Origin of the sequence: Nocardia sp. NPDC059240, assembly GCF_042753865.1 — a bacterium.
Taxonomy (GTDB): domain Bacteria; phylum Actinomycetota; class Actinomycetes; order Mycobacteriales; family Mycobacteriaceae; genus Nocardia.
The window spans coordinates 473,377-497,327 of sequence record NZ_JBHZAC010000001.1; the positions used below are offsets into that span (position 1 = coordinate 473,377).

General features: G+C 67.2%; 22 protein-coding genes. 11 read left to right on the forward strand and 11 right to left on the reverse strand.

Going from position 1 to position 23,951, the window contains the following annotated elements; genetic code table 11:
• Window positions 1-48: 48 nt before the first annotated feature.
• Window positions 49-927 carry an NAD(P)-dependent oxidoreductase gene (locus tag ACFXHA_RS02360; protein ID WP_379352209.1) on the reverse strand — a complete coding sequence of 293 codons (879 nt, stop codon included), beginning with the start codon at window positions 925-927 and terminating at the stop codon, window positions 49-51.
• A gap of 313 nt (window positions 928-1,240) precedes the next feature.
• Window positions 1,241-2,755, reverse strand: a complete 1,515-nt coding sequence (locus ACFXHA_RS02365; protein ID WP_379352210.1) for an FAD-dependent oxidoreductase — start codon at window positions 2,753-2,755, stop codon at window positions 1,241-1,243.
• Between the two features lie 501 nt (window positions 2,756-3,256).
• Between ACFXHA_RS02365 and ACFXHA_RS02370 the strand changes: the two genes are divergently transcribed.
• From ACFXHA_RS02370 to ACFXHA_RS02380, 3 genes are all read left to right on the forward strand, one after another.
• Window positions 3,257-4,462 carry a hypothetical protein gene (locus ACFXHA_RS02370; protein WP_379352211.1) on the forward strand — a complete coding sequence of 402 codons (1,206 nt, stop codon included), beginning with the start codon at window positions 3,257-3,259 and terminating at the stop codon, window positions 4,460-4,462.
• A gap of 405 nt (window positions 4,463-4,867) precedes the next feature.
• Window positions 4,868-6,217 carry a M20/M25/M40 family metallo-hydrolase gene (locus tag ACFXHA_RS02375; RefSeq protein ID WP_379352212.1) on the forward strand — a complete coding sequence of 450 codons (1,350 nt, stop codon included), beginning with the start codon at window positions 4,868-4,870 and terminating at the stop codon, window positions 6,215-6,217.
• Window positions 6,218-6,236: 19 nt separating this feature from the next.
• Window positions 6,237-6,773: a YbhB/YbcL family Raf kinase inhibitor-like protein gene (locus ACFXHA_RS02380; RefSeq protein WP_379352213.1), complete on the forward strand. Its 537-nt coding sequence runs from the start codon at window positions 6,237-6,239 to the stop codon at window positions 6,771-6,773.
• A gap of 147 nt (window positions 6,774-6,920) precedes the next feature.
• On the opposite strand, the gene ACFXHA_RS02385 is transcribed toward ACFXHA_RS02380, so the two are convergent.
• Window positions 6,921-7,463 carry a TetR/AcrR family transcriptional regulator gene (locus ACFXHA_RS02385; RefSeq protein WP_379352214.1) on the reverse strand — a complete coding sequence of 181 codons (543 nt, stop codon included), beginning with the start codon at window positions 7,461-7,463 and terminating at the stop codon, window positions 6,921-6,923.
• Between the two features lie 124 nt (window positions 7,464-7,587).
• Between ACFXHA_RS02385 and ACFXHA_RS02390 the strand changes: the two genes are divergently transcribed.
• The gene (locus ACFXHA_RS02390) at window positions 7,588-8,937 is read left to right on the forward strand and encodes a hypothetical protein (protein ID WP_379352215.1); all 1,350 of its coding nucleotides are present in this window, start codon (window positions 7,588-7,590) and stop codon (window positions 8,935-8,937) included.
• A 348-nt stretch (window positions 8,938-9,285) separates the two neighbouring features.
• Here ACFXHA_RS02390 and ACFXHA_RS02395 read toward each other — a convergent pair whose 3' ends face one another.
• The 4 genes from ACFXHA_RS02395 to ACFXHA_RS02410 form a co-directional block, all read right to left on the reverse strand.
• A complete protein-coding gene (locus ACFXHA_RS02395; protein ID WP_379352216.1) occupies window positions 9,286-11,115 on the reverse strand; it encodes an AMP-dependent synthetase/ligase in 1,830 nt (609 codons plus the stop codon).
• Window positions 11,116-11,300: 185 nt separating this feature from the next.
• A complete protein-coding gene (locus ACFXHA_RS02400; RefSeq protein WP_379352217.1) occupies window positions 11,301-11,906 on the reverse strand; it encodes a GTP cyclohydrolase in 606 nt (201 codons plus the stop codon).
• A 77-nt stretch (window positions 11,907-11,983) separates the two neighbouring features.
• The gene (locus tag ACFXHA_RS02405; RefSeq protein WP_379352218.1) at window positions 11,984-12,829 is read right to left on the reverse strand and encodes a GTP cyclohydrolase II; all 846 of its coding nucleotides are present in this window, start codon (window positions 12,827-12,829) and stop codon (window positions 11,984-11,986) included.
• Window positions 12,830-12,933: 104 nt separating this feature from the next.
• On the reverse strand, window positions 12,934-14,469 hold the full coding sequence (locus ACFXHA_RS02410; RefSeq protein WP_379352219.1) for a carbohydrate kinase family protein: 1,536 nt from the start codon (window positions 14,467-14,469) through the stop codon (window positions 12,934-12,936).
• Between the two features lie 445 nt (window positions 14,470-14,914).
• Between ACFXHA_RS02410 and ACFXHA_RS02415 the strand changes: the two genes are divergently transcribed.
• The 3 genes from ACFXHA_RS02415 to ACFXHA_RS02425 all read left to right on the forward strand — a co-directional run bounded on the left by ACFXHA_RS02415 (window position 14,915) and on the right by ACFXHA_RS02425 (window position 16,168).
• On the forward strand, window positions 14,915-15,211 hold the full coding sequence (locus ACFXHA_RS02415) for a hypothetical protein (RefSeq protein WP_379352220.1): 297 nt from the start codon (window positions 14,915-14,917) through the stop codon (window positions 15,209-15,211).
• Window positions 15,212-15,237: 26 nt separating this feature from the next.
• Window positions 15,238-15,492, forward strand: a complete 255-nt coding sequence (locus tag ACFXHA_RS02420) for a hypothetical protein (protein WP_379352221.1) — start codon at window positions 15,238-15,240, stop codon at window positions 15,490-15,492.
• A 247-nt stretch (window positions 15,493-15,739) separates the two neighbouring features.
• The gene (locus tag ACFXHA_RS02425) at window positions 15,740-16,168 is read left to right on the forward strand and encodes a hypothetical protein (protein ID WP_379352222.1); all 429 of its coding nucleotides are present in this window, start codon (window positions 15,740-15,742) and stop codon (window positions 16,166-16,168) included.
• A 148-nt stretch (window positions 16,169-16,316) separates the two neighbouring features.
• Here ACFXHA_RS02425 and ACFXHA_RS02430 read toward each other — a convergent pair whose 3' ends face one another.
• The 4 genes from ACFXHA_RS02430 to ACFXHA_RS02445 form a co-directional block, all read right to left on the reverse strand.
• The gene (locus tag ACFXHA_RS02430) at window positions 16,317-17,696 is read right to left on the reverse strand and encodes a PfkB family carbohydrate kinase (RefSeq protein WP_379352223.1); all 1,380 of its coding nucleotides are present in this window, start codon (window positions 17,694-17,696) and stop codon (window positions 16,317-16,319) included.
• Window positions 17,697-17,893: 197 nt separating this feature from the next.
• Window positions 17,894-18,973 carry a quinone-dependent dihydroorotate dehydrogenase gene (locus ACFXHA_RS02435; protein WP_379353417.1) on the reverse strand — a complete coding sequence of 360 codons (1,080 nt, stop codon included), beginning with the start codon at window positions 18,971-18,973 and terminating at the stop codon, window positions 17,894-17,896.
• 18 nt (window positions 18,974-18,991) lie between these two features.
• Window positions 18,992-19,258 carry a DUF5703 family protein gene (locus ACFXHA_RS02440; protein WP_379352224.1) on the reverse strand — a complete coding sequence of 89 codons (267 nt, stop codon included), beginning with the start codon at window positions 19,256-19,258 and terminating at the stop codon, window positions 18,992-18,994.
• Window positions 19,258-20,262: a YncE family protein gene (locus ACFXHA_RS02445; RefSeq protein ID WP_379352225.1), complete on the reverse strand. Its 1,005-nt coding sequence runs from the start codon at window positions 20,260-20,262 to the stop codon at window positions 19,258-19,260. The genes ACFXHA_RS02440 and ACFXHA_RS02445 overlap by 1 nt, the downstream gene beginning before the upstream one ends.
• 194 nt (window positions 20,263-20,456) lie before the next feature.
• Between ACFXHA_RS02445 and ACFXHA_RS02450 the strand changes: the two genes are divergently transcribed.
• The 4 genes from ACFXHA_RS02450 (at window position 20,457) to ACFXHA_RS02465 (ending at window position 23,940) form a co-directional block, all read left to right on the forward strand.
• Window positions 20,457-20,849, forward strand: a complete 393-nt coding sequence (locus ACFXHA_RS02450) for a hypothetical protein (RefSeq protein ID WP_379352226.1) — start codon at window positions 20,457-20,459, stop codon at window positions 20,847-20,849.
• Window positions 20,850-20,954: 105 nt separating this feature from the next.
• Window positions 20,955-21,491 carry a hypothetical protein gene (locus ACFXHA_RS02455; protein ID WP_379352227.1) on the forward strand — a complete coding sequence of 179 codons (537 nt, stop codon included), beginning with the start codon at window positions 20,955-20,957 and terminating at the stop codon, window positions 21,489-21,491.
• Window positions 21,491-23,593 (forward strand): MMPL family transporter, encoded by a 2,103-nt coding sequence (locus ACFXHA_RS02460; protein ID WP_379352228.1) that lies wholly within the window; start codon window positions 21,491-21,493, stop codon window positions 23,591-23,593. The genes ACFXHA_RS02455 and ACFXHA_RS02460 overlap by 1 nt, the downstream gene beginning before the upstream one ends.
• Window positions 23,590-23,940: a YrdB family protein gene (locus ACFXHA_RS02465; protein WP_379352229.1), complete on the forward strand. Its 351-nt coding sequence runs from the start codon at window positions 23,590-23,592 to the stop codon at window positions 23,938-23,940. Before ACFXHA_RS02460 ends, ACFXHA_RS02465 begins: the two co-directional genes overlap by 4 nt.
• Window positions 23,941-23,951: the final 11 nt, after the last annotated feature.

Here is a 23,951-nt window from a genome sequence, read left to right on the forward strand (position 1 = left end):
GGGCCGAACACATTTCGCGACGGTGCACGGCCCGGCCGCAGCGGGCCGTCAGTTGCCGCGCAGCGCCTCGATGGTGCGTGCGAAGGCGGCCGAACCGTGCCCGTCGGCGACTTGGTGATCCACCAGGTCGGCGAAACCGGCCAACGGTTCGGCGGTGATTCCGGCATCGGATGCGGACTGGCGCAACGTGTCCAGGGCGGTCTTGGTGAACACCAGGTCCTGCGACACCTCGCCGGTGTAGTCGCCGGAGTCGATGATGCGGCCGAAGGCGGGCAGCGATTGCGCCATGGCCGCCACCCAGTTCGATGCGCGCGCCGCGAACTCCGACGCCGACACACCCGCCGCGCCGACCAGTGCCGCGCCCTGGAAGAAGCCGCCGAACATGGTGTACATGACGGTCAGCAGCGAGAAGTCCCACTGAGCCGCCAAACCGGGGTCGCTGCCGAAGAATTCGGCCGAGCCGAGCAATTCCAAAGTCGGGCGGTGGGCGGTGAAGACGGTCTCGGAGCCGCTGTAGAGGATGCTCGAACCCTCCGCGCCGATCATCGCAGGGACCGCCATGATGCCGCCGTCGAGGAACTCGATGCCGTGCGCGGTCGCCCAGCCCGCCAACTCCCGCGACTGCTCGGGCGAGGTGCTGGTCAGATTGAGCAACTGCTTACCGGTCAGCTCTGCGGCAATCGGATCCAGCGTTTCGTGCACCGAAGCGTGATCGAGCAACACCACGACCACCAACTCCCCGCCACGCACCGCCGCCCCGGCCGTCGCCACCGAAACCGCCCCGGCCGCAACCAGTTCGGTGTCCTTACCAGGGCTGCGATTCCACACCGTCGTCACCACCCCGGCCTTGCGGAACGCCAGCGCCAGCGCACTACCCATGGCACCGAGTCCGAGCACCGTCACCGGGCCGTGCTGAGTGTTCGTCATTGCGGGACAACTCCTTCGCGATCAATGTCATTGCCGAGCGCGCGCTGCCAACGACATTGCCCCCACCCGATCCACCCCACAAGTACGCACTTCCCGGCCAGCGACTTACCCGAACGTTTGTCTCCAGCTACAGCCAGACATCCACCACGAAACCGATCGCCGAGTGGCACATTCCCGAGGGGATTTGCCCGAATTCGCCTCCAAAGTGTGCCACTCGGCGATCAGGCGAGGGCCGGCCAGCGGGTGAGGCTGTGGCGTAGCGGCGAGCCAGGTGGCACCCCGGCCGCAGGGGCAGGTCGGCCCATCCAGCGGGTCAGGCCGGGCCTAGCCAGCGGGTCAGGGCGACGTCCAGGCCGTGGGGGGTGGCGGAGGTCCAGGCGACGATGCCGTCGGGGCGGATCAGTAGGGACAGCGGGTCGCGGGGTTGGGCGGGCTTGGTGGTGAGGACGTCGAGGCGGTCGGACCAGGGGGCCGCGGTGGTGTGGAGGTCGGGGGAGTCGGTGAGGTCGAGGAGGACGGCCTTGCCTGCGGCGAAATGGTCGGAGAGGTGGGTGCCGTCGGCGAGGTCGAAGTCGGGGGTGGGTTTGCCGACCAGGGGGTCGGTGCTGTCGAGGTTGTAACGGTGTTGGACGCCGGCGAGTTTCTTGGCGACCTGGGTTGCGCCGTCGGGGGTGTCGAGGAGGTCGGTGACGACGGCGCGCAGGGCGCGGCTGCGGGGGTCGGTGCGCATCAGGGCGACCTGTGCGCGGGTCCAGTCCAGGACCCATTCGCCGACCGGGTGGCGTTCGCGGGAGTAGGTGTCCAGCAAGGATTCCGGGGAGCGGCCGCGGATGACGGCGGCCAGTTTCCAGCCGAGGTTGGCGGCGTCGCCGATGCCGAGGTTGAGGCCCTGGCCGCCGAAGGGGGAGTGCACGTGGGCGGCGTCGCCCGCGAGCAGGACACGGCCCTTGCGGTAGTCGGGGACCTGGCGAGTGTTGTCGGTGAAGCGGGTCGCCGAAATCACCTTGGAGATCTGGACTTTCACGCCGGTGACGCGTTCGAAGCTGTCCTCGAGCTCGGTGGCGGTGACGGGGTTGGTGCGGTCGGCGGGCGGGCCGTCGAGTTCGACGGTCAGGATGCGGCCGGGCACGGGGCCGTTGACGTAGGTGCCGGTGGGGGTCGTATTCCAGCCCAGCGGAACGTTTTCCGCGCCCGTCATCTCGACCAGGGCCTGGCGGCCGGTGATTTCGGGGTCCAGGCCGGGGAAGTCGAAGCCCGCGAGTTTGCGGACGGTGCTGCGGCCGCCGTCGCAGCCGATCAGCCAGCTCGCACGCACGGTGCGGTCGCCGACCTCGACCGTGACGCCGATGCCGTCGTCGGTGAAGGAGGTGACCTCGACGCCGCGGCGGACAGGGACGCCGAGTTCGGCAGCATGGTCGGCCAGCATGGCCTCGATCGCCTGCTGATCGACGAAGCGGTATTCGGCCGCCTCACCCAGATCGGCGAAGGCAGGATCCTCGGAGTCGACGTTGTCGCCGAACAGCATGATGCCGGCGAAGTGTCCGCCCGCGGGCTTGCGCTTCGGGGCGTTGCCGGGCTTGGCGTCACCGAACAAGCCGGCCATGCGGGCGATCGCCGCTTCGTGAGCCGCGCGCAGTTGCGGCAGCATGCCGCGCCGGGCCAGGGCCTGGGCGACGGGGGCGTTGATACCGCCCGCTTTGATCGTCATGTCCGGTTCGGTGAGTCGTTCCACCACGAGCACGTCCACGCCCGCCAGGCGCAGTTCGCACGCCAGCATGAGCCCGACCGGGCCGGCTCCGACCACCACCACATCTCGTGTCTCGTTCATGAGGACCACTGTGCCGAGCCTCGATTGCCGGGCGCTTGCGTGCGCTTACACACCGCTTGCGCGGGCGTTGGCGATCGCGCCGATCCCGCTCAGGGGTGGTTTCGAGGGCGGGCCGCGCGACCTCCCAGCCCGCCCAGCGTGGACCGGGGTCGCCGGCGGAGAGTGGCGCGGGCCCGGGTGAGCCGGGTTGCTGGCGAGCGGCGCAGGTTGCGCTTGGGGCCGTGTGTGTTCGGTCGGTCGGCTGCTGTCGTGCCGGCGCGACGGCGGGGATTCGGAAGTCTCCGGGAATCGACCGATGGGCCGAGCGGTGGACGCAGGCTGACGGTGTACAGGGACTCTGCACTTTTTGTACTTTTTGCCCCGTCGTCACCTCTATGATGGGCCCTCGACATCGGGAGGCCGAGCTCAGGTCGCCCGGGAATACGGGGAAAGCATGTCCGGCGCAGACCAATTCGCGGGTTGCCACGGGTGTACCACGCGGCCGGGCTTATGACCGACCTGGTGACGCGAGCCCAGCTGGTCCTGCTGGCACGCACGCTGCACGTGCCGGTCGAACGGCTCGCTCACCTCGACAAGCTCGGCCCGCACCGCCTGCACGAACTCCAACAGCGCATGGCGGGGCGACTGTTCGACCAGCACAATCCCGTCTTCGAGCGGATCGCCAAACTGGTGCCGCTCATTCCACTGAGCATTTCGCTGCCGATCGTGCAGAAACTGGTGCCGCCCAGCATGACCGGGCGCGCGGCCGGGGCCATCGGCGTGCAATATCCCGCCAAGGCGGTCGAAGCGCTGCTGCGGCTCGATGTCGGCTACGCCGCGGACTGCGCGCCGTATCTGGATCCGCGCACCGTCGGGCAGCTGGCCGACGACGCCCCGGCGGCACCGGTGGTGGCCATCGTCAACGAGCTGATGAACCGGCGCGACTACATCACCGCCGGGCCGTTTCTGGCCTACGCGACACCGGAACTCGTGCGTGCCGTCGAGGAAGGGGTGCCCGACGACGAGGGGCTGATCCGCTCGGCCGCCTACGCGTACTCGGGGGAATCGATCAGTGCGGTGGTGCGGCAGCTGCTCGCGGGCACCAGTCAGCGGCTGCCGCGGCTGCTGGGCACGGTTATCAACGGCTCCAAGGAATTACGGCTGGCCGCGCTGTCGGTGTTCGCGCGGTGCACGCCCGATGTGATCGCCGCGGTAGGCGACATCCTCTTCGAGGTGGCCCCGCCCTCGGCCATCGCGGACCTGCTCACCACCTATATCGCCGCTGACGCCACCACCGACATGCTGCGCTTCCTGGGGCATCTCAGTCCCAACGCGCTCACGCGGCTGGCGCTCAACCCGGTGCTGTCGGAGGTCGCCGAAACCCTCGTCGACGCCGTCGACGGCAGCAGCGATGTCGCCTCCTGGCGCGGCGTGCTGGAACCGCTGGCCCGCACCCCCGCCGAGGTCCGCCGCCGCGCGGGCCTGTGTCTGGCCCAACTCGACACCCCCACCCTCCTCACCCTGCCCGCCCTCGCCCAGGCCGCCCGCCTGTGGCCACCCCTGCTGTGGGTGCTGTCGGCCACCGACGTCGACGTCCAAGCCCACATCGGCGAACTCTGGGCCACCGCCACCCGCCTCGACCCCGAAGTCCTCGAACGCCGCATCGCCGACCAACGCCTCGAATCGTTGCTGACCACCCTCACCACCACCGTCCGCTTCCTGCGCTGACCACGCCCGGCGACGCACATGGATGAGCGCCGCAGCAGCGAATCCCATGAGGCCGTGGCGCTTCCGGCGGTCCGGCAGCTCGTCGGCGCCACCTCCGCAACTCCCTGTCCGACGGCCTGACCTGCCAAGGGCTCGACAACGTACAGCAACCACCGCGATGTCGTAGCGGGGACCTTGGCCGCCGCACCCGCAATGCGGACAGATCAGCGCTGCCGACCGCGTGCGTGGCGCTGGAACGATCGAGCTCGCCCGCCCATAGCCGCTGAGGGAGGCGCACAGATTGCTGGTTCGGAACCCTTGCGCGACGCCAGATTCCAATTGCCCGGTGTAGGGCGACCTGCGCTCGCTGGGCCGGGGTGGGCGGCGGCTGGGCGGGGTGGCGGCGGGAGGTGGTAGGAAAGGGGCGTGTCCGAAACCGCCGAAACCCACACCCCGCGTGCCGTGTCGGAAGTGGTGGACCTGGTCAGTGCGCTGATCCGGTTCGATACTTCCAATACCGGTGAATTGGAAACCACCAAGGGCGAGCGCGAGTGTGCGCTGTGGGTGGCCGAGCAGCTCGAGCAAGCCGGGTATGAGACCGAGTACGTCGAATCCGGCGCGCCGGGGCGGGGGAATGTGTTCGCGCGGTTGAAAGGCGCGGACTCCTCGCGGGGGGCGTTGATGATGCACGGGCATCTGGACGTGGTGCCCGCCGAGGCCGCGGACTGGAGTGTGCATCCGTTCTCCGGGGCGGTGCGTGACGGTTACGTGTGGGGGCGCGGGGCCATCGATATGAAGGACATGGTCGGCATGATGCTGGCCGTGGCCCGGCAGTTCAAGATCGAAGGCACGGTGCCGCCGCGCGACATCGTGTGGGCGTTCGTCGCCGATGAGGAGAACGGCGGGCGGTGGGGCTGCCAGTGGCTGGTGGAGAACCGGCCCGACCTGTTCGCCGGTGTCACCGAGGCGGTCGGGGAGGTCGGCGGGTTCTCGCTGACCGTGCCCAAACCCGACGGCAGCGAGCGGCGGCTGTACCTGGTCGAGACCGCGGAGAAGGGGCTGGGCTGGATGCGCTTGCGCGCCAAGGCCCGTGCCGGGCACGGCTCGTTCCTGCACGAGGACAATGCCGTCACCATCCTGGCGCAGGCCGTGGCGCGGTTGGGCACCCACACCTTCCCGCTGGTGGTCTCCGATTCGGTGGCCGAGTTCCTGGCGGCGGTGGCCGAGGAGTCCGGGCTCCAATTCGATCCGGCCTCACCGGATATCGAGGGCCAGCTCGCCAAGCTCGGCACCATCTCGCGCATCATCGGCGCGACCCTGCGCGACACCGCCAACCCGACCATGCTGAACGCGGGCTACAAGGCCAATGTGATTCCGCAAACCGCCGAGGCCGTCGTCGACTGCCGCGTCGTGCCCGGCCGGCAAGCTGAATTCGAGCGGGAGGTCGACGCGTTGATCGGGCCGGATGTGGAGCGTGAGTGGATCACCAAGCTCGACTCGTACGAGACCACCTTCGACGGGCACCTCGTCGACGCCATGAACGACGCCATCCTCGCCCACGATCCGGCCGGACGCACCGTGCCCTACATGCTCTCGGGCGGCACCGACGCGAAAGCCTTCGCCAAGCTGGGGATTCGCTGCTTCGGATTCGCGCCGCTGAAACTGCCGCCCGAACTGGACTTCACCGCCCTGTTCCACGGGGTCGACGAGCGGGTTCCGGTGGAATCACTCGAATTCGGCGCCCGCGTGCTGGAACACTTCCTGATGCACAGCTGACGAGTCGAAAGGACCTGACGTGCCGGATTATTCGTACAACCCGTACGCCGCGCTACCGCAGTTGCCCGAATTCACCCTCACCTCCGCCGATCTCAGCGACGGCAAGCCGCTGTCGCTCGACCAGGTCAGCGCTTTGGCCGGTGCGGGCGGGCGCGACATCTCCCCGCAGCTGAGCTGGTCCGGATTCCCCGCCGAGACCAAGAGTTTCGCGATCACCATGTACGACCCGGACGCACCGACCGCCTCGGGGTTCTGGCACTGGGTGCTGGCCAATGTGCCGGTCACGACCACGAGTCTGGAGACCGGGCAGGCCAGTGCGGGTGGTTCCCTGCCCGCCGGCGCGCTGCATCTGCGCAATGATGCGGGGCTGCACGAGTACACCGGAGCGTTCCCGCCCGCCGGGCACGGGGCGCACCGGTATTTCGTGGTCGTGCACGCGGTCGGGGTGGAACGCCTCGAGGTCGACGAGAACGCCTCACCCGCGTACCTGGGCTTCAACCTGTTCATGAACGCGATCGGCCGCGCCACCCTGATCGGCACGCACGAGCAGCTGTAGGCGTCCCACCCCCGAAACTCCTGTGGCCCCGAGCGATTCGCTCGGGGCCACACTCGTCACCCCTGCGTCCCATCAAGATCAAGGTGTACTCACTGCGGAAATTTGTCCGATTTCCCGCGCTGAGTACACCTTGATCTTGGTTACGACCTAGTGGAGGTCGGCGAGGGCGCGCAGGCCTGTGGTGAGGTCTTGGGGGGTGGGGGCGTGGTCGGGGTCGATGAGGTACTGGACCAGGAGGCCGCCGATGAGGGTTTGCAGGACTGCGCCGACGGCGGGGTTGTCGTTGCCGAGGTCGTGGGCCAGGCCGGAGCGCGCATCCTGTTGTGCCGCACCGATTTCGACGCGCAGGTCGGGAGAGTGTACGGCTTGGGCCAGGGCTTCGACATTGGCGATCCAGACTTCGCGGTCGGCGGCGAAGGAGTCGATGAGCCGGTGCCAGAAGGCGTCGAGGCGGGCGGCGGGGCCGGGGGCGGCGTCGCCGGGCAGGGAGTCGAGCATGCGGGTCACCGCGGCGGCGGTGGCTTCGATCATGGCCTGGTTGAGCAGCTTGTCGCGGGTGCCGAAGTGGTAGTTGATGGCGGCCAGGTTCGCACCGGAGGCGGCCACGATATCGCGGACGGTGGTGCGGGCGTAGCCGCGTTCGGCCAGGCACTGTTTGGCGGCTACGAGCAGGTCTTCACGGGTTCCCACGTGCCGAGGGTAGCAGCGGACCCTACGGACGTTTGTGACCGTTGTTTCAAACACTTGTTTTGAACGCTCGTATGAAACGTGTGTATGGTCGAGGGAGCATGATCCCTCACAGGAAGTACGAGCCATGACTCAGCAGCGGTTGTTGTCCCCCTTCGAAATCGGCTACTTCACCACCGACAGCCACCTGGGCAGCGTGCCCATCGGCGGGATGCCACTGTTCATCGGGAGTGTCGTGCGCGGTGAGCTCGACGCGGGCGTGCTGCGGCGGGTACTGGGCGAGCTCGCGGCCGGGCATGTGCTGCTGCGCAGCCGGGTGGCCACCGTGGACGGGGTGGCGCGGTTCGTGGCCGACGAGACGTATGTGCCGCCGCTCGAGGAGCGCGACGGGGAGACCGCGGACTACTGGACGCTGGTGAATACACGACCGGCGTTCGAGGACGGACTCTTCCACGCAGTACTGCTGCGTGGGGCGACCCAGTCACGGGTGGTGCTCGTCATTCATCACGGGATCAGTGACGGGCGTTCGGCATTCGCGTTGCTCGACGAGATGTGGCAGCGCTACAGCGCGCATGCGAGCGGAACCGCACTGCCGCTGCTGGATTCGGACCGCGAACTTGTCGGCGGGGTCGACGAACTACTCGCCCGGGTCACCAGCGACGCCGAAGTGGACGGCTTCCTGGCACAAGTGGAGGAGCTCGCAGCGAGCTTCGGAGCGGAGTCCGCAGCCTCGGGGGCAGAGTCCGCGAGCTTGGGGGCAGAGTCCGCGTCGCCCATGCTGCCCCGCGACGGTGACGGGGTGGGCGATCACAGCGGGCGATTCGCCTTGCGGCGCATCGAATTGACGGCGAGCCGGACCGCAGAGGTGGTCGATACCGCTCGCGCACAAGGGATCTCGGTCAACAGCCTGCTCGCCGGCGCGGCCCTGGCGGCAGTGCGCACCGAGGTCCCGGTGACCGGGCCGGTGCCGTTGATGTGCGGGCATGCCGCGGATCTACGCCCCGAGCTGTCGCCCCGCCTGCCGGCCTCGACCATCCTCAACTGTGCCTCCGGCGCAGGCACGCCAGCCGTGGTCGACCGGGACGCCGATCCGCTGGCGTTGGGCGCGATCGTGGACGCGAGTATGCGGGAATTGCTCGACACCCGCTTTCCGGCGCTGTTCATGCGCGCCTCGCATCGCCCGCTCGATCCCAGCGTGGCAGCGATGCTGTCGGCTCCGCCCGCGATCGCGCTGTCGAATATGGGCCGCATGGCCACGCATTCGCTGCCCCGGCACCTGGAGTTCGTCCGTGACGAGGTGTTCGCCATGGCCGCGGGGATGCCGCCGAAGATGACCATCTTCACGGTGGGGGACCGGCTCACGATCCAGGTCGAATACGACACCGCCGAACACAGCCACGCCCAGATGGGCCGCGTCGCCGAGGCGATGAGTGATCAGCTCGCCCGGGTGACACGCGTGAGCGTCGTCCGCGGCTAGCAACGAGCGGTTGCCGGGCGCCGCCGAGATTGGCGAACACTCCTGGCAGCGAGCCGGATTCGGCCACGGTGGCAACGTCGGTACCTAAGGGCCGTGTTCGCGCCGCGGGCAGCTCACCGGGCGCGCTCCGCCCGCCGACGTCGCCGCGGAGTCGACACCCGTTCGGCGAGGACTGTGGGGGGTTGCCTGCAGTCCGGCCGCGCTGTGGGCCGGGTATGAATGTGGGCCTGGACTGTCCGTCCAGGCCCACACTCGAGTGGATCGATACGGATCCGCTGCGGCGGCCATCTCCGCGCGGACCCGGCAGGTAGCCGGGGGTGGCCTACGGTCGGTGGCCCCGGGTGGCGACTACTTCATGTCGATGACGCCGTCCGGGGCCGGGGTCAGATACAGCGCGGCGATCTCGGTGGCGTACTTGGTGGCGATCGGGCTGCGCTTGAGCTTCAGGGTGGGGGTGAGTTCGTCGCCGCCGGGCTCCCAGCTCAGGTCGAGGATGGTGAAGCGTTTGATCTGCTCGACTCGGGCGAGTTTGGAGTTGGCGGTGGCGACGGCGGCCTTGATCTCGGCGACGATCTCCGGGTGCGCGGCAAGGGTTTTCAGTTCGGCGTCAGGGGTGCCGAGGGTCTTGGCGCGCACCACGGCGGTGTCGGGGTCCAGGACGATGAGCGCGGCGATGAACGGCTTGTTGTCGCCGATCGCAACCACCTGGCCGACCAGCGAGGACGCGGCCTTGACGGTGTTCTCGATATTGGTGGGAGACAGGTTCTTTCCCGCCTCGGTGATGATGAGTTCCTTCTTGCGGTCGACGATGCTGACGTAGCCGTCGCCGTCGATGGTGGCGACGTCGCCGGTGTGCAGCCAGCCGTCGGCGTCGATGGCCTCGGCGGTCTTGTCGGGCATCTTGCGGTAGCCGTGCGAGACGATGGCGCCGCGCACCAGCAGCTCCCCGTCCTCACCGAGACGGATCTCGAGGCCCTTCAACGGGACACCGACGGTGCCCGGCTTGGGCTTGGCCAGCGGGGTGTAGGTGCCGACGCCGGAGGTTTCCGACATGCCCCACACCTCGGTCACCGTGAAGCCCAGGCCCAGCAGGTATTCCAGGGTTTCCGGCGGGATCGCGGCGGCGCCGGAGGCGGCGACTCGCAGCTCGTCGAAGCCCAGCGCGTGGCGCAGCTTGCTCAAAACCAGTGCGTCGGCGAGCTTGTGCTGCACGTCCAGCAGTGCGCCGCGGCCGTTTCCGGCCAGATCGGCGCGGGCGGCCTGCGCGCCGACGTTGATCGCCCAGTTGGCGAGGGCCTTCTTGACCGGGCTGGCCTCGACGGCGAGTTTGGCGTCGATACCGGCCTTGATCTTCTGCCACACGCGCGGCACCCCGAAGAAGGCGGTGGGGCGGGCATCGGGCAGGGCGGCGGCGATCTCGCGCGCGTCGGGCACGCAGGTCATCTGCACGCCGGTGAACAGGTTGGCGCAGTGGCCCGAAATGCGGTCGGCCACATGGGCGGCCGGGAGGTAGGACACCGAGCGGTCGTCGAGGCCGACGGTCAGCGGGCCCTCGACCAGGCCCACGATCTGGGCGACCACATTGGCGTGCGTCAGCTCCACACCCTTGGACGGGCCGGTGGTGCCGGAGGTGTAGATCAGGGTCGCGATGTCCTCGGGCTGGACGGCCTGCCAGGCGGCGTCGAAGTCGAAGTCTTCCTTCGGCGCGGCCTCGACCTCTTCGAGAGTCAGCGTGCCCGCCGCCGAACCTTCCACCAGCACAATGTGTTCCAGCTCCACGCCGGCCCCGCGCACGGTGTCCAGGAACGCCGGCTCGGTGATCACGATCTTGTTCTCGGCATTGGTGAACAGATGCGCGATCTGCTCGGGCGAAGACGTGTTGTAGATCGAGAACGGCGTCGCCCCCAGATGCAGCGCCGCGGTATCGACCAGATTGAACTCCGGCCGATTGGTCAACATGATCCCGACCGTGTCCCCACGCCCCACCCCCAACCCCGCCAACCCGGCCGCGATGCTGCGCACCCGCTCCCCATACTCCCGCCAGGTGACCTGCCGAGTCCCCCCGACCGTCCGCAGTGCCACCTGCCCCGGCCGCAACGTCAACGTCTGCTGAAACGCCTGCGGAATCGTGTGAACAGTAGTGCCCGAAACATGCGCAAACCCGATGTCAGTCGTCATAACCCTTTTCCCGGTAGCCTCTCGCGGTACCCCGCCACCCGCGCGCCCACCGCGCGCCCCACCGTCGGACAGCCGACCAACCCCATCACGCGATAACCACGCGCCAGCTGTGGCGCGGCTCACTCATCGTAACCAGAATGTCTCGGTTGTGTCGCGGGCCGCAACGGTCAGGTTGATGGCCGAAATTACCGATTCGAGCGGGGGAGTTGCGAATAGGCGCTGCGGCGTTTGGCTTTCGCCGCCATATAGCGCGCGGCCCGCTCACTGCGGGGCTCGGTCTCGAGTGGCACCGCTTTGACGACCAACCCGGCGTTCTCCACCGCCCGGACCTTGTCGCCGTTGTTCGTCATCAGCCGGATCGACCGCAATCCCAGGTCGGCGAGCGCGGCCGCGGCATGGTCATAGGTGCGGGAGTCTTCGGGATGACCGAGAATCCGGTAGGCATCGAAGGTGTCAGCCCCGGTCTGCTCCCCGACGTGCAGGCCCATGGCCTTGAACTCCAGCCCCTCGCCGCGCCCCTCCTGCTCGAGGTAGATCATGACCCCTTGCCCGCCCTCGTCCTGGATCATGTCCATGGCCAGTGCGAGCTCGGGGCCGCAATCGCAGTCATCGGAACCGATGGCATCGCCGTAGAGGCAGCGCGAGTGAATACGCACCAGGCACCCGTCGCTCGGCTCCCCGAACACCAGCATGTGTCCGACCCCTGTTTCGTCGCGCAGTTCCTTCACCCACATCCGCAACTCGCGCCCTTTACGAAACAGCGAATGTGCAGTTGCCTGAAGCTCTTTCACGCGTACACCACCTGACCGCCCTGCCTCTGGCAATTATGGCCGAGCGGTCGATTTCAGGACACGAATTGTCCGAAGAGTCAGGACCCGAACAACCGATTCGAGACCAGGCGGGCGTGGGCGCGAAGGATGCGAGTGCGTTGCGGACCCCAGCGTCCAACCGCCAAACCCAAGATCGCCGCGACCGCCGCGATCAGGGGCACAGCCCACGCGACCCCGGATCCCGGATTGACCAAAACGGCTGCAGTAGCGCATATTCCGCCGAAGATCACCCCGAATCCCGCGCTGAAACCTGTGCGCACAACGCGCCGCGCGCCGTAGCTTTGTGGCAGCCGATGCCCTCGAAACTCTCGCTTGTCCCGAAGATACTGGTCTACCCAGGGATTGCGGGGCACGATGTGCAGTCGTACCGGTCGAACCGCAACGCCGGCGGCTCGCAACTCTGCCTCCTTGTCCGGGTTGTTGGTAAGCAGCCGGACCGACAGGAGACCGAGGTCCAGCAGCAGCTTCGCAGCGGCCGTGTAGGTGCGTGAATCGGCAGAAAAGCCGAGCCGCTCATAGCTGGCGAAAGTATTCAATCGTTCGCGCTGACTCAGCGAGTAGCCGCGAGCTTTGCCGACCAGTCCCGCACCCCGACCCTCTTGCTCGAGGTAGACCAGTACGCCACGCCCCTCGGCCTGGATCAGGTCCAGCGCAAGATCGAGCTCGGGTCCGCAGTCGCAGTCGTCGGAGTGCAGCGCGTCACCGTATAGGCACCGCGAATGGATTCGGACCAAGCAGTTCGGTCCGACATCGCCGAAAATCAGGGCGTGTCCGGGGATTCCGTCCGGATCGAGTGGAATCACCCGTACTCTGATACTGCGGCCGTGGCGTGTGAACACATGCTCGGTCTCGTCGTGCCGCAGCGGCACTTTCGCTGTCGTCAAGCGATCCTCCGGTCGGGGACGATAGGCACCGCATTTGCCCGCATCTATTGGTCACACGCCGGGCCGCGAGAATGCTATACCCAGGGGCCTCGCCATGAGTGGTTTCATGCCGTGTCATCCGATCTCGGCGCGTCAGCGTCCGGTTCACCGGCCACAATGGCGTCGATCCGGTCCGGTGAGGACAGCGTGTCCGCGACACTCCGGCCTCGGGGCGCCTGCGCAACTCGCCAGATCAGGTCCGCCATCGCCGCTGTTGCCCACTCGAAGTCATCGGTCTCCGCGTCACCGTCTCGGGTGACCACCCGATAGGTCAATGCGGCCAGGAACGCCGAGGCTGCGCCCGCGACCACGGGCAGCGGATTGGCGAAACGCGAAACCTCCTGGGTTCGGACATCAGCGCGATGGACTGTGCACCGAGATCGCTCCAGTACACAGACGGCACCGACGCCCCGCCGCAGCAGCCAGGAGACAACCGCATCAGGCGACAAGTCCGGACGCAGCGCGGCCAGTTCGTCCGGTGAGCCCACGAGATAGTCAATCGCGGACAGATAGACCTTCATCGCATGGGTCAGCGGACGCTGCGGGCGCACGTTCACGATCAACCAGGGCGCTTTCGACCGCGCCACGGCTTCCTTCTGCGTACCAACCACTTCCAGCGTCCGCTCGATGACCGGGACGCTCTGTTCGAAGGTCAGCAGGACCGCTTTGACATCGCTGATCGCTTGCAGGTTGGAGGCGCTGTCGAAATCAGCGGCGGTGAGCTGCGTCCGGCCCACCTTGGCTGCAATATAGGAAGAGTCGGTGCCGTCGTCGGTCTCGATCGCGATCGTCACCGGCGTACTCGCGCCCGGCATCATCTTGACCAGGCTGGTGTCGACACCCTGCTTCGCCAGATAGTCACGAATCTCTTTGCCTTCGCTGTCCTGGCCGATCGCGGTGAACAGACGCGTATCGAGACCCAATCCCGCTAGCGCCACAGCACGTTTGAGACCTTTTCCGCCAGGGCTTCGGCGGAAATCTCCCCACATATCCACCCCGGGGCGGGGGAATGCGTCGACTTCGACGATCATGTCCATGACGGCATCCCCGATGATGGTCACCGTCTGGCGGTCTGCCGCTTCCGGATCCGACTCGGAAGTGAGCAGGGTCGCGAGCGCGAGGAACGCTCTACGCTCCGGGGCATCACGAATAGCGCGCACGCTGCGCAGGGTAGGTATCTCTGTCGCACCCAGCGCCTCATGCAACGCACTCCAGTGCAATGTGAGGTAGCGACGTCGGTCCTGGAGATCCTTGTCGTACAACCGATCGAGATCGATTCCCGGCGGCGGATCCGCATCGAACAAACCGAGACACAGCTCGGAGTCGACGATCAGCCGGTCGGTGACATCCAGCTTGCAACCCGCATGCCGAAGCGCAACCAACAACGCTGCCTCCGGCGTGATGTCGTCCAGGTGTGCGTACCGCCTGACCACGCTGAGCCGCAACAGACTTCGGATGTCGATCGACGTCTTCTGAATCCGACCTGAGCGGAGGCCTGACCGTTTACGCAGGCTCATGAGGACCGTTGAGACAGCGATGACGTTGTCGGCTGGCGCCGCGATGTCGGAGTCAGCGCTGGAAGTAGTCTTGCCGGTTGTCATTTGCCTCAAGAATACCGCCGAACAGGTTTACTGAACAGCGAAAACGTCAAAACTGTTGGCGGAGCGACAAATGCCGTGGTCAATCGGCTAAAGACGATCAGCCCCGGCAAGTGCCATAATGGCATTGGCTTTTGCGCCCACCAGACGGTTTCAGGAGGTCCGGTGTCCGACGTGGTTCAGTTGATTCGACACATCCGCCGATGCAAGCGGTCGGTGGCGGCCAAGACCGAGGGCGAGCAGGAGATCGCGGTCGCCTAGCCGGGGCGGATCTTCAGTTCACCTCGACCGCTCAATCCCCCCGATGGCGTCACTGCGCCAGGGCGCGAACATCATTCGTTGACAGAGCCCACCGGCTGATCGGATATCGCGATCGGCCGGCAAGTGGCATCTCTCCGAAGAACACGCACTCCGACGGTGACGCCTCCGCTACTCCGGGAGGCCCTCCATGACCCTCTACCACGCACGACATTCCATCACCACGAGTCTCACCGGCGAGTGCGCCGAACATCTGCCCGGTCGTCCGGAACCGAACTGGCGGATCAGCTGGCTCGACGAGGAACTGCTGCTGACGCGTGAACAAGCCACGGCGGCAATGGAACTCACGGAGACACTGCTGAGCGTGCCGCTCGCTGTCGACGGGGCCTGGCGGCGGGCACTGGCCACTGCAGCCGAATTGGGAATCGATGCGGAACAGGCCCGCGCCGTGTTGGCGCGGCGACGGGCAGAACGGGGGGAGTCATGACGATATACACAACCGACGATTGGTGCATGACCAGCGATGTCACCGACGAGAGCGCGGTGCGGGTTGCCGATCGGTGGACGTTGGCTTGGCGCAGCAGCTGGTTGCCTGATCGGTTGCTCACGCGGGCACAGGCATTGGCGGCGATGGTGTTGGCCGAATGCGTCACCGACGGCTACCCCAGCGACGAGAAGGTGCAAGGCCGCATGATCGCCAGCGCCGGCGAGCTGGGGGTTCCGGTGGAACAGGCGGTATTCGTGCTGTTGAAGCGACGGTCGGCATGAGTACGCGAGGGGGTAGCCGGGGCCACGGCCTATTACTGCAGTGCCGAACGGGAGTCGGCGGCGAGAAGGAGAACAGGCAGCCCGGCAGTACGGGCGGTGGCGTGAGAGTCGATGAAATAGCTACCGTCCAGCATCCGATGAGGGAGCAGACAGCCCGGCGCGGGACATCGACCGCGACGAGCGCACCACAACGTGAGCGGGCAGCGATCCTGCCCGCCGCGCGCACCGCCCGAGGGAGGAACTTGCGATGATCGATATCACGGCGCGGGAGATGAAGAGTGACCTCAGTCCAGAGCGCGCAGTGCGGGTGAGCAGGCTCGGCCAAGAGGAGTGGCGGCTGAGTTGGCTACCACGCCAAGGTCTTTCGCGCGAGCAGGCGCAGGCCGGGATGGAGCTGGATGAGATCCTGTCCGATCCCAAGATCGTCTACGACGAGCAGGCACAGGCCAGGGCGGCAATCCATGCCGCCCGGTTGGGCATCGGGGTTGATCGGGCGGTCATTCTCCTTGCGGTGCGGCTGGCCGAACGACTGCATCTCGATCCGGCGCCGACGTACGGAGCGGATACTGCGGCGCCACAGCCCATTCCGCTGCCCGCCCAGGTCTCGGCCGAGCTGAGGACCGGCAGCCACCACATGGCGCACGCTGGCGCACGTCCACGGCACCGGTGGGCTTGAACACCTCCCTCGCGGCGAGTAATGGTCTCGGCGGCCACGATTCCGAGATCGTTCGACTGGATCGTGCCCAAGGGCGGATCGGCTTCGGGACTTCAGTCACGGCCGCCGAACTACGTTGTCCGACAGTCCATGTGAGAGCTCAGCGGTGCTAGGAGGCGTCCAACCGGCGATTGATCGCTTCGCGTGTGGGCATGGAGTCGGGGATGCTCTTCACCCCTGACTCACGAGCGGGAATCGCGGCGGCGGCCCACGCAAGGCAGTCGATACCGGCCCGGCGACGTGCGGACTGTTCAGTGGGACGGGGGTGAGTTATCAGGCGGGCTATGAAGGCTGAGACGAACGCCGACGACGCGCCGGGTGCAACGGGTCGATCGGATTGGGTGTAGGCACAAACGGGATCGGCTTCGGGTTGATCAGCCGAATACATCGCGCACCTCTGTTGGTCGAGAACCACGACGGAGCCGACACCGTGGCGCACCAACTGCCGTGCGCTCGTCGCCGGTTCGATACCCGGTCGCAGCCGTTCCAGTTCGCCGACCGACGCGATCAGGTAGTCCACGGTCCTCAGATATTCGGGTAGCTGCACCGGAAACGGTTTGGGCGGCGTGGCGCTCATGAACAGCCACGGCCGCTGCGGTCGATCAGCGATGGCGGCCGATACTGCCGCCAGCAGTTCCTCGTTCTGTTCGAAAGTCAGCAGAACCCCGTCGGCATCGAGGAGAGCACAGGTGATGGGAGCATCGGCGATGTCCCTGGGGGCGAACCGGATCCGGTCCTCTCCGGCGATCGAGGCGTTGCTGCCATCCACGCCGACGAGCACCGTCGCGGTCGGAGTCGGACCGCGCCGGGAGCGCACCAGGCTGGTGTCAACGCCTCGCTTTCGCAAGTACTCGACGATCTCACTACCCTGATCGTCGTCGCCCACGGCCGCGAACAGACGAGCGTCGACGCCCAGACGCGCCAAGGCCACAGCCCGGTTCAGGCCTTTACCACCGGCGTGGACGGAGAACATCCCGTACAGAGACTCACCGTCGCGCGGCAGCGCATCGACAAGCAAGATGCGATCCCATGCAGCGTCACCGACGACAACGACGGTCGGACGCGGTGTCGCCGAGGGAACTTCACTCATGGGAACAACTGATTCGAGGGTCATTTCACGCGCGAGCGCGGTGAAGGCGAGCTCTTCGAGCCGACCTCGCAACGCTCGCTCGCTGCGCACCTGACGGGTGACGGGTTCACCGAGCACCTCGTGTAGGTCCGTCCAGTGTTGGGCCAGGCTGTCTCGTCGCGAGCCCAGATCCGGTCCATAGAGGTGAGCGCCGATCTCGTCGGGCAGATCGGCGAGCATGCCGAGATTCAGTTCCGCGTCGACGATCAAGCGTTCCGCAGGAACGAGTTTGGTGGCGACATAGCGCAACGTGTGGAGTAGTGCTGTCTCGGGATCGTCGCCGCTGAGGTGGGCGTATCGCCGTACGACGACCAAGCCGAGCAGGGCATCGATATTGACCGGGCGCGGCTCGCCACCCATGCCGGTACGTTTGCGCAACTGCAGCAGGATATCGCGGACTGCCCGGACATCGTTGTCCTGCGAGGCCGAGTCGGCACCGCCGCTACCACCGAGGTTCTGCTGCATCGTCATTCGCACCAACCATAGAACCGGTCAGGTTGGTGCGTCCGACGAAACGGCAAGGCGATTCTCAGGGCGGCAGAATGCCAGGTGGACCCTCAGGCGCTGGTTTTGTGTTCTGCGCCTACGGCTTCGGAGAGGTTGGTGTAGCCGTGGGTGCGGAGCTTTTCGGCGAGGCCGCGGTGGATGTGTTTGGGCCACAGGGGGCCGCCGTAGATGAAGCCGGTGTAGCCCTGGAGGAGGGAGGCGCCGGCGAGGATGCGTTCCCAGGCTTGGTCGGCGGTTTCGATGCCGCCTACGGAGATCAGGACCAGTTGGTCTCCGACGCGGGAGTACAAGCGGCGCAGGACTTCCAGGGAGCGGTCGGCTACCGGGGGGCCCGACAGGCCGCCGGCGCCGATGGGTTCCACGGTGGTGGCGGGGGTGGCCAGGCCGTCGCGGCGGATGGTGGTGTTGGTGGCCACGATGCCGGCGAGGCCCAGTTCAACGGCCAGGTCGGCGACGGCGTCGATGTCCTCGTCCGACAGGTCGGGGGCGATCTTCACCAGGACCGGGACCGAGACCGTGTCCAGGACGGCCTGCAGGATCGGGCGCAGGGAGCTGACGGCTTGCAGGTCACGCAAGCCGGGGGTGTTGGGGGAGCTGACGTTGACGACCATGAAGTCGGCCAGCGGGCCCAGGAGTTTCGCGCTGATGGCGTAATCGCTTGCGGCGTCTTCGGGTTCGACGACCTTGGTCTTGCCGATGTTGGCGCCGATCGGGACGCCGCCGGGCAGCCGGGCGGCGAGGTGGCCGGCGGCTGCCGCGGCACCGAAGTTGTTGAAGCCCATGCGGTTGATGAGCGCCCGGTCGGCGGGCAGGCGGAACAGTCGCGGCGCGGGGTTGCCGGGCTGGGCCTGCGCGGTGACGGTGCCGATCTCGGCGTAGCCGAAACCCAGTGGCCCCCAGGCGTCGACGCCGTCGGCGTTCTTGTCGAAGCCGGCGGCCAGGCCCAGGGGCGCGGGGAAGTCCACGCCGAATACGCGGGTGCGCAGGATCGGGTCGTCGGTGCCGAGCAACGCGGCCGACAGCTTGCGGCCCGGGGTGAACCGGGTCGCCAGCCGCATGGCGGCGAAGGCCAGGTGGTGGATGGTTTCCGGCTGCAGCCGGAACATCACCTTGAGCAGCAGGGCGTACAGGCGCTCATACATAGGGGGTTACATCACCGCCTCGGGTGTCGGGGATAGCAGGGGAGTCTTGCGGCGGCGCAATAACACTCGGCGGGAACCGTCGGTGTAGGCGCGAACCCGCGACAGCTCCCAGCCGCCGTATTCCGCGTGGATGGACAGACGTAGGGCGGAGGTGACCCTGCTGACGCCGGGAGGCAGCCGCAGGGGCACGTATTCCCATTCGTCGCTGGATTCCTCCCAGCCGTCCGGTAAGGTGCGCGATTGGTGCGCCGATCGTGAGGCCCGAGGTGCCATCACTGCCCTCTCTTCCGCTGGTCCGCTCCGATCCGTTGCAGACCGTCGCCGGTCGCGGATCCCACGAACAGGTCACCGGTGCGGTCATCGACGGTGACCGAGTTGGGCTGGCGCACCGTCGGGTAGCGCCCCACCTCTACCGGTATACCCGTCGACAAGTCGTAGCCGACGACTTCGTTGCTGCCTGTCAGCGTCACCCACACGGTCTCGGACCGCTGATCGTAGGCGAGTGCGTAGGGAGAGGAGCCTACCGGGAAACGCTGGTGCAGGACCAAGGGATCAGCCGTGTAGACCAGCAGTTCCCCGCCGGCGGTGTCGGTAACCATCCGGCGGCCGAAATGGTCGCCGATCATGTTGGTCGCGCCGTCACCGGTGCGCAGGGAGAGGCCGAGTTTGCGGGTGCCGTCGAGTTGCACGAGGGCGGTCTGGCGGCGGTCGAGGACGACGACCGCGTCATCGGTGGTGTCGATCGCGTCGGCCGAGGACAGGCCCGAAATGGTGTGGCGCACAGTGCCGTCCGCGTCCGCCAGCAGGACTTTGCCGTTGGCCAGGCCCGCGACCAGCGAGCCGTCGGCGCGCAGTGCGGCCGAGCGGACATCGCCGTCGATCTTGACGGTGGTCATGGTGGCGGCCGCGACGTCGACGCGCACGATCGCGCCGGGCACCGCGACGAGGATCTCCCCGGGTTTGCCCGCGGCGAGGGCGGCGGCCTTGCCGGGCAGGGTGATCGGGCGGGTGACGCCCTTGTCGATGAGTTGCAGGGTGGTTCCGGAGTCGGTGACCGCGGCCAATACGCCGGTACCGGGCGCGTTCAGCAACATGCCGATCGGTGTGTGGGCGCTCACCTCACCGGCCGGGGAGACCGAGGCGGCCGGGGACACGGCCGCGACGGCCGGTTCGCGCGTGGCGTTGTCGGTGTTGCTCTCCTGCGAGGAACACCCGGCCAGCAGGGTCACCACCGCCGCCCCCGCGAGGGCCGACCGGATCCAGCCGCGACGGCGCATGCAGCGAACTCCTTAACCTGACCGAACTGACCGACGAAATCATGCGTGCTCTCTAATCTGACCATGGTCGCGTACGACGTGGCACAAGTGGGGGTCTTCCCGGCGGCGCGCCGCGATTGTGATCCGTGCATCGAATGCCGGTTTGCATGATGTGACATGGGGTTTCGGTGGCGGTGTCGGCGGGTGCGGTTACCGTGGAAGTCAAAAGCGGCTCGTATCAGGGAGATCTGTTGGTTGCCGACCACACTTCGGGCTTCACCGTCGAAGACGTCACCGTGGGCCGTTACGCGCACGGGTTCGGAATGACCGGTGACGGACGCTCCTTCGCGTTCCGCACCCATCGCGCGACGCTGCGGCTGGAGATCTATCGCGCGGATCTAGCCACGGCGGTACCTGCTCCCGAGGATGTCGACGCGGTCGCACTGGCCCCGGTCACCGATATCGATCTCGATGACGAACGCAGCGTGGTCGCCCTGGTGCGGGATCTGATTCCGCAGGCCACACCGGTGGCGGCGGCGGTGGCGCACGAGGCGACCACGGTGCGGGCGCTGCTGGGTCGCCTCGGCGCGGTACTGGAAGGACTGTGAGCAGCGACTCGCGGCCGTGCTGTCTGTGACACGGGAATCACTCGCGCGCAGCGTCCGTGACAGACTGGCGGCACACAACCGCAGTTCGAGCTGACGAGGATGTTGATGCGACTTCGACGACCGGCCGCCGCCACGCTGATATTGACCGTGCTGAGCGTGTCGATCGCCGCGTGCGGCGGGGGCGATGACGAGTCGAAGGTGGCCGCGGCCCGATCCTCGGCGTACGCGGCCTTGAGCGCGACTTCGGCGGCCGCGGCGGCGACCTCGAGCGCGAACAAGCCCGCGATCCCGACCGCGGCGCAGTTGGATGCGCAGCTCAAGTCGGCGCTGGATCCGAATCTGCCCGACAGTGATCGGACCGCGCTGATCCAGGACGGTGACGCGTTCAAGGACGCGATTCCGGACATGTACAAGGCGCTGCAGGATCATCCGCATGCGGTCTACGGGGTCAAGGATCCGGTGTTCGACAACCACGACGGCACCCTGACCGCGACGCTGAGCCTGGACAAGGACGGCAGCGGCTCGGATGTGCGCACGACCGTGGTGCATTTCGTGTTCGTCGACGGGCATTGGAAGATCTCGCGCACCGACCTGTGCGGCATTCTGCGTTCGGCCGACTACAAGACCGCGGCCTGCGGCTGATGGTCGAGGCCGGATCCCTACGGTGGGGGCGGCTGATCCACCGGTATCGATGGCTGGTGTTCGCCGGGTTCGGGCTGCTGGTGCTGGTGTCGGGATTCTATGGCCGCGACCTGGGCGATCACCTGACCCAGGAGGGTTGGTTCGATGATTCGAGCCAGTCGGTGGCGGCCTCGAAACTGGCCGATGACACCTTCGGGCGCGACCGCGACGGGGATCTGATCGCGATCTACACCGCCCCGGCGGGGATGACGGTCGATGACGAACCGGTGCGCAGCGCGGTGGCCGCGGAGTTGACGCGGTTGCGCAGCGCGTATCCGGATCGGATCGCGCGGATCAACTCGTATTTCGACGGCGCGCTCATGGGGCAGTTCGCCGACGCTTCACGCACGCACGCGTTCGCCAGTATCGGGTTGCGCGGGGACGGCGGTACCGCGACGGTCGCGGACTATATGGCGATCAAGAACGAATTCCACGCCGGCACACCGGGTTCGGGCCCGGGCGGGACGACGGTGCAGCTGGCGGGGATGCAGCCGGTGGTCGAAGGCATCAATACCGGGATGCAGGACGATATCCGGCGGGCGGAGCTGATCGCGTTGCCGCTGGTGGCGATCGTGCTGTATTTCGTGTTCGGCGGGGTGGTGGCGGCATTGCTGCCGGTGCTGATCGGCGGCATGACGATTCTGGGCAGCCAAGGCATCATGCGGCTGCTCACGAATCATCTGCAGGTCAACGTCTTCGCCTCGGCGGTGGTCACCTTGGTGAGCCTGGGGCTGGCCATCGACTACGGGCTGTTCGCGGTGACGCGCTTCCGCGAAGAGCTCGCTGCCGGGCGCAGCGTGGAGGAGGCGACGGCGCGCACGGTCGCGACGGCCGGGCGCACGGTGTTGTTCTCGGCGGCGATCATCGCGGTCAGTCTGGGCGCGTTGTTCATCTACCCCAACGGGGTGCTGCGCTCGGTGCCGTTGGGTGGCATCTCCTCGGTGCTGCTGGCGGCGGTGTTGTCGGTGACGGCATTGCCCGCGGTGCTGTCGATCGTGGGGCGGCGCATCGATCTGTGGGGTTGGCATCGGCTGGCCGGGATCCGCAGTGCCGAGCAGCTCGATGCCGGGTTCTTCTCGCGGCTGGCGGTCTTCGCGATGCGCAAGCCGTGGCTGGTGATCGTGCCGGTGCTGGTGCTGCTGCTGGGGTTGATCCTGCCGTTTCGGCATATCGAGTTCGGCGGGTTGAGTGAGCGTTATCTGGCCGCGGACAATCCGGCGCGGGTGGCGCAGCAGGATTTCGATCGCCTGTTCCCGACCTTCCGCACCGACCCGCTGAAACTGGTGGTGGTGGGCGCGAATTCGACCCAGCTGTCGGATCTGCGGTATGAGGCCGATCAGGCGGTGGGCGCGCAGATGACCGGGCCGTTCGATCCGGCCGCGCCGAGCAAGGATCAGGTGACGGTGCTGGCCAGCGGGTTACGCGACAAACGCGACGCGGACTCCGTGATCGCGGCGCTGCGTGCGCTGCCCGAACCGCCCGGCACGCATGTGATGGTGGCGGGAGTGCCCGCGCTGGAACGGGATTCGATCCAGGGTTTGATCAAGGGACTGCCGTTGCTGGCGGGCATCCTGATCGTGGCGGCGATCGCGTTGATGTACGCGGCGTTCCGGTCGCTGGTACTGGCGATCAAGGCGGTGGTGATGAGCGCGCTGAGCATGGGCGCGACGTTGGGGGTTTTGACCTGGATCTTCGTGGAGGGTCACGGGGCGGGGCTGTTCGACTTCACACCCGGACCGTTGATGTTCGCGGTGCTGGTGTTGATCGTGACGGTGCTGTTCGGGCTCTCCACCGACTACGAAGTGTTCCTGCAATCGCGCATGGCCGAGGCGCGCGCGGCGGGAGCGGACGCGCCGGAGGCCATCCGCTACGGCATCGCGCACACCGGTGGGGTGATCACCTCGGCGGCGGCGATCCTGATCGTGGTGACCGGGGCGTTCGGGTTCTCGGATCTGGTGCTGATGAAATACATTGCCTACGGCATGATCGCGGCACTGGTGTTGGACGCCACCGTGATTCGCATGCTGTTGACTCCTGCGGTGTTGAAGTTGGTGTGGCGATGAGCGTGCTCAAAGGCGCGAATCTGTTGGTGATGTTCCTGCTGGAACTGTGCGTGCTGGGTTCGGCCGTCTGGTGGGGTGCCACGGTGTCGGCGCCGGTGGTGATGCGGATCCTGCTGGCGATCGCCGCACCGGCGGTGTTCATCGTGGTGTGGGCGCTGTTCGGGGCGGCCAAGGATCCGCGCTTCCCCCAGAAGGGTTGGCGGCGAATCGCGTTGGAGGTGGCGTGGTTCGGAGCGGCCGCGCTGCTGCTAGGGCTGGCCTGGATGCCGATCGCGGGTGCGACGCTGTTCGCGATCTGGTTCGTCAACGGCGTCCTGCGGCTGGTGTGGGGTCAGCAGGAACTCTGATCGACGGCAAT

Bases quoted from the DNA above. Each gene is read 5' to 3' on its own strand.
- ACFXHA_RS02365 (WP_379352210.1), bottom strand. From the start codon at position 2,755: ATGAACGAGACACGAGATGTGGTGGTGGTCGGAGCCGGCCCGGTCGGG.
- ACFXHA_RS02410 (WP_379352219.1), bottom strand. From the start codon at position 14,469: ATGACAACCGGCAAGACTACTTCCAGCGCTGACTCCGACATCGCGGCG.
- ACFXHA_RS02420 (WP_379352221.1), top strand. From the start codon at position 15,238: ATGACCAGCGATGTCACCGACGAGAGCGCGGTGCGGGTTGCCGATCGG.
- ACFXHA_RS02390 (WP_379352215.1), top strand. From the start codon at position 7,588: ATGACTCAGCAGCGGTTGTTGTCCCCCTTCGAAATCGGCTACTTCACC.
- ACFXHA_RS02440 (WP_379352224.1), bottom strand. From the start codon at position 19,258: ATGGCACCTCGGGCCTCACGATCGGCGCACCAATCGCGCACCTTACCG.
- ACFXHA_RS02460 (WP_379352228.1), top strand. From the start codon at position 21,491: ATGGTCGAGGCCGGATCCCTACGGTGGGGGCGGCTGATCCACCGGTAT.
- ACFXHA_RS02425 (WP_379352222.1), top strand. From the start codon at position 15,740: ATGATCGATATCACGGCGCGGGAGATGAAGAGTGACCTCAGTCCAGAG.
- ACFXHA_RS02445 (WP_379352225.1), bottom strand. From the start codon at position 20,262: ATGCGCCGTCGCGGCTGGATCCGGTCGGCCCTCGCGGGGGCGGCGGTG.
- ACFXHA_RS02360 (WP_379352209.1), bottom strand. From the start codon at position 927: ATGACGAACACTCAGCACGGCCCGGTGACGGTGCTCGGACTCGGTGCC.
- ACFXHA_RS02395 (WP_379352216.1), bottom strand. From the start codon at position 11,115: ATGACGACTGACATCGGGTTTGCGCATGTTTCGGGCACTACTGTTCAC.
- ACFXHA_RS02430 (WP_379352223.1), bottom strand. From the start codon at position 17,696: ATGGGTGGCGAGCCGCGCCCGGTCAATATCGATGCCCTGCTCGGCTTG.
- ACFXHA_RS02455 (WP_379352227.1), top strand. From the start codon at position 20,955: ATGCGACTTCGACGACCGGCCGCCGCCACGCTGATATTGACCGTGCTG.
- ACFXHA_RS02415 (WP_379352220.1), top strand. From the start codon at position 14,915: ATGACCCTCTACCACGCACGACATTCCATCACCACGAGTCTCACCGGC.
- ACFXHA_RS02465 (WP_379352229.1), top strand. From the start codon at position 23,590: ATGAGCGTGCTCAAAGGCGCGAATCTGTTGGTGATGTTCCTGCTGGAA.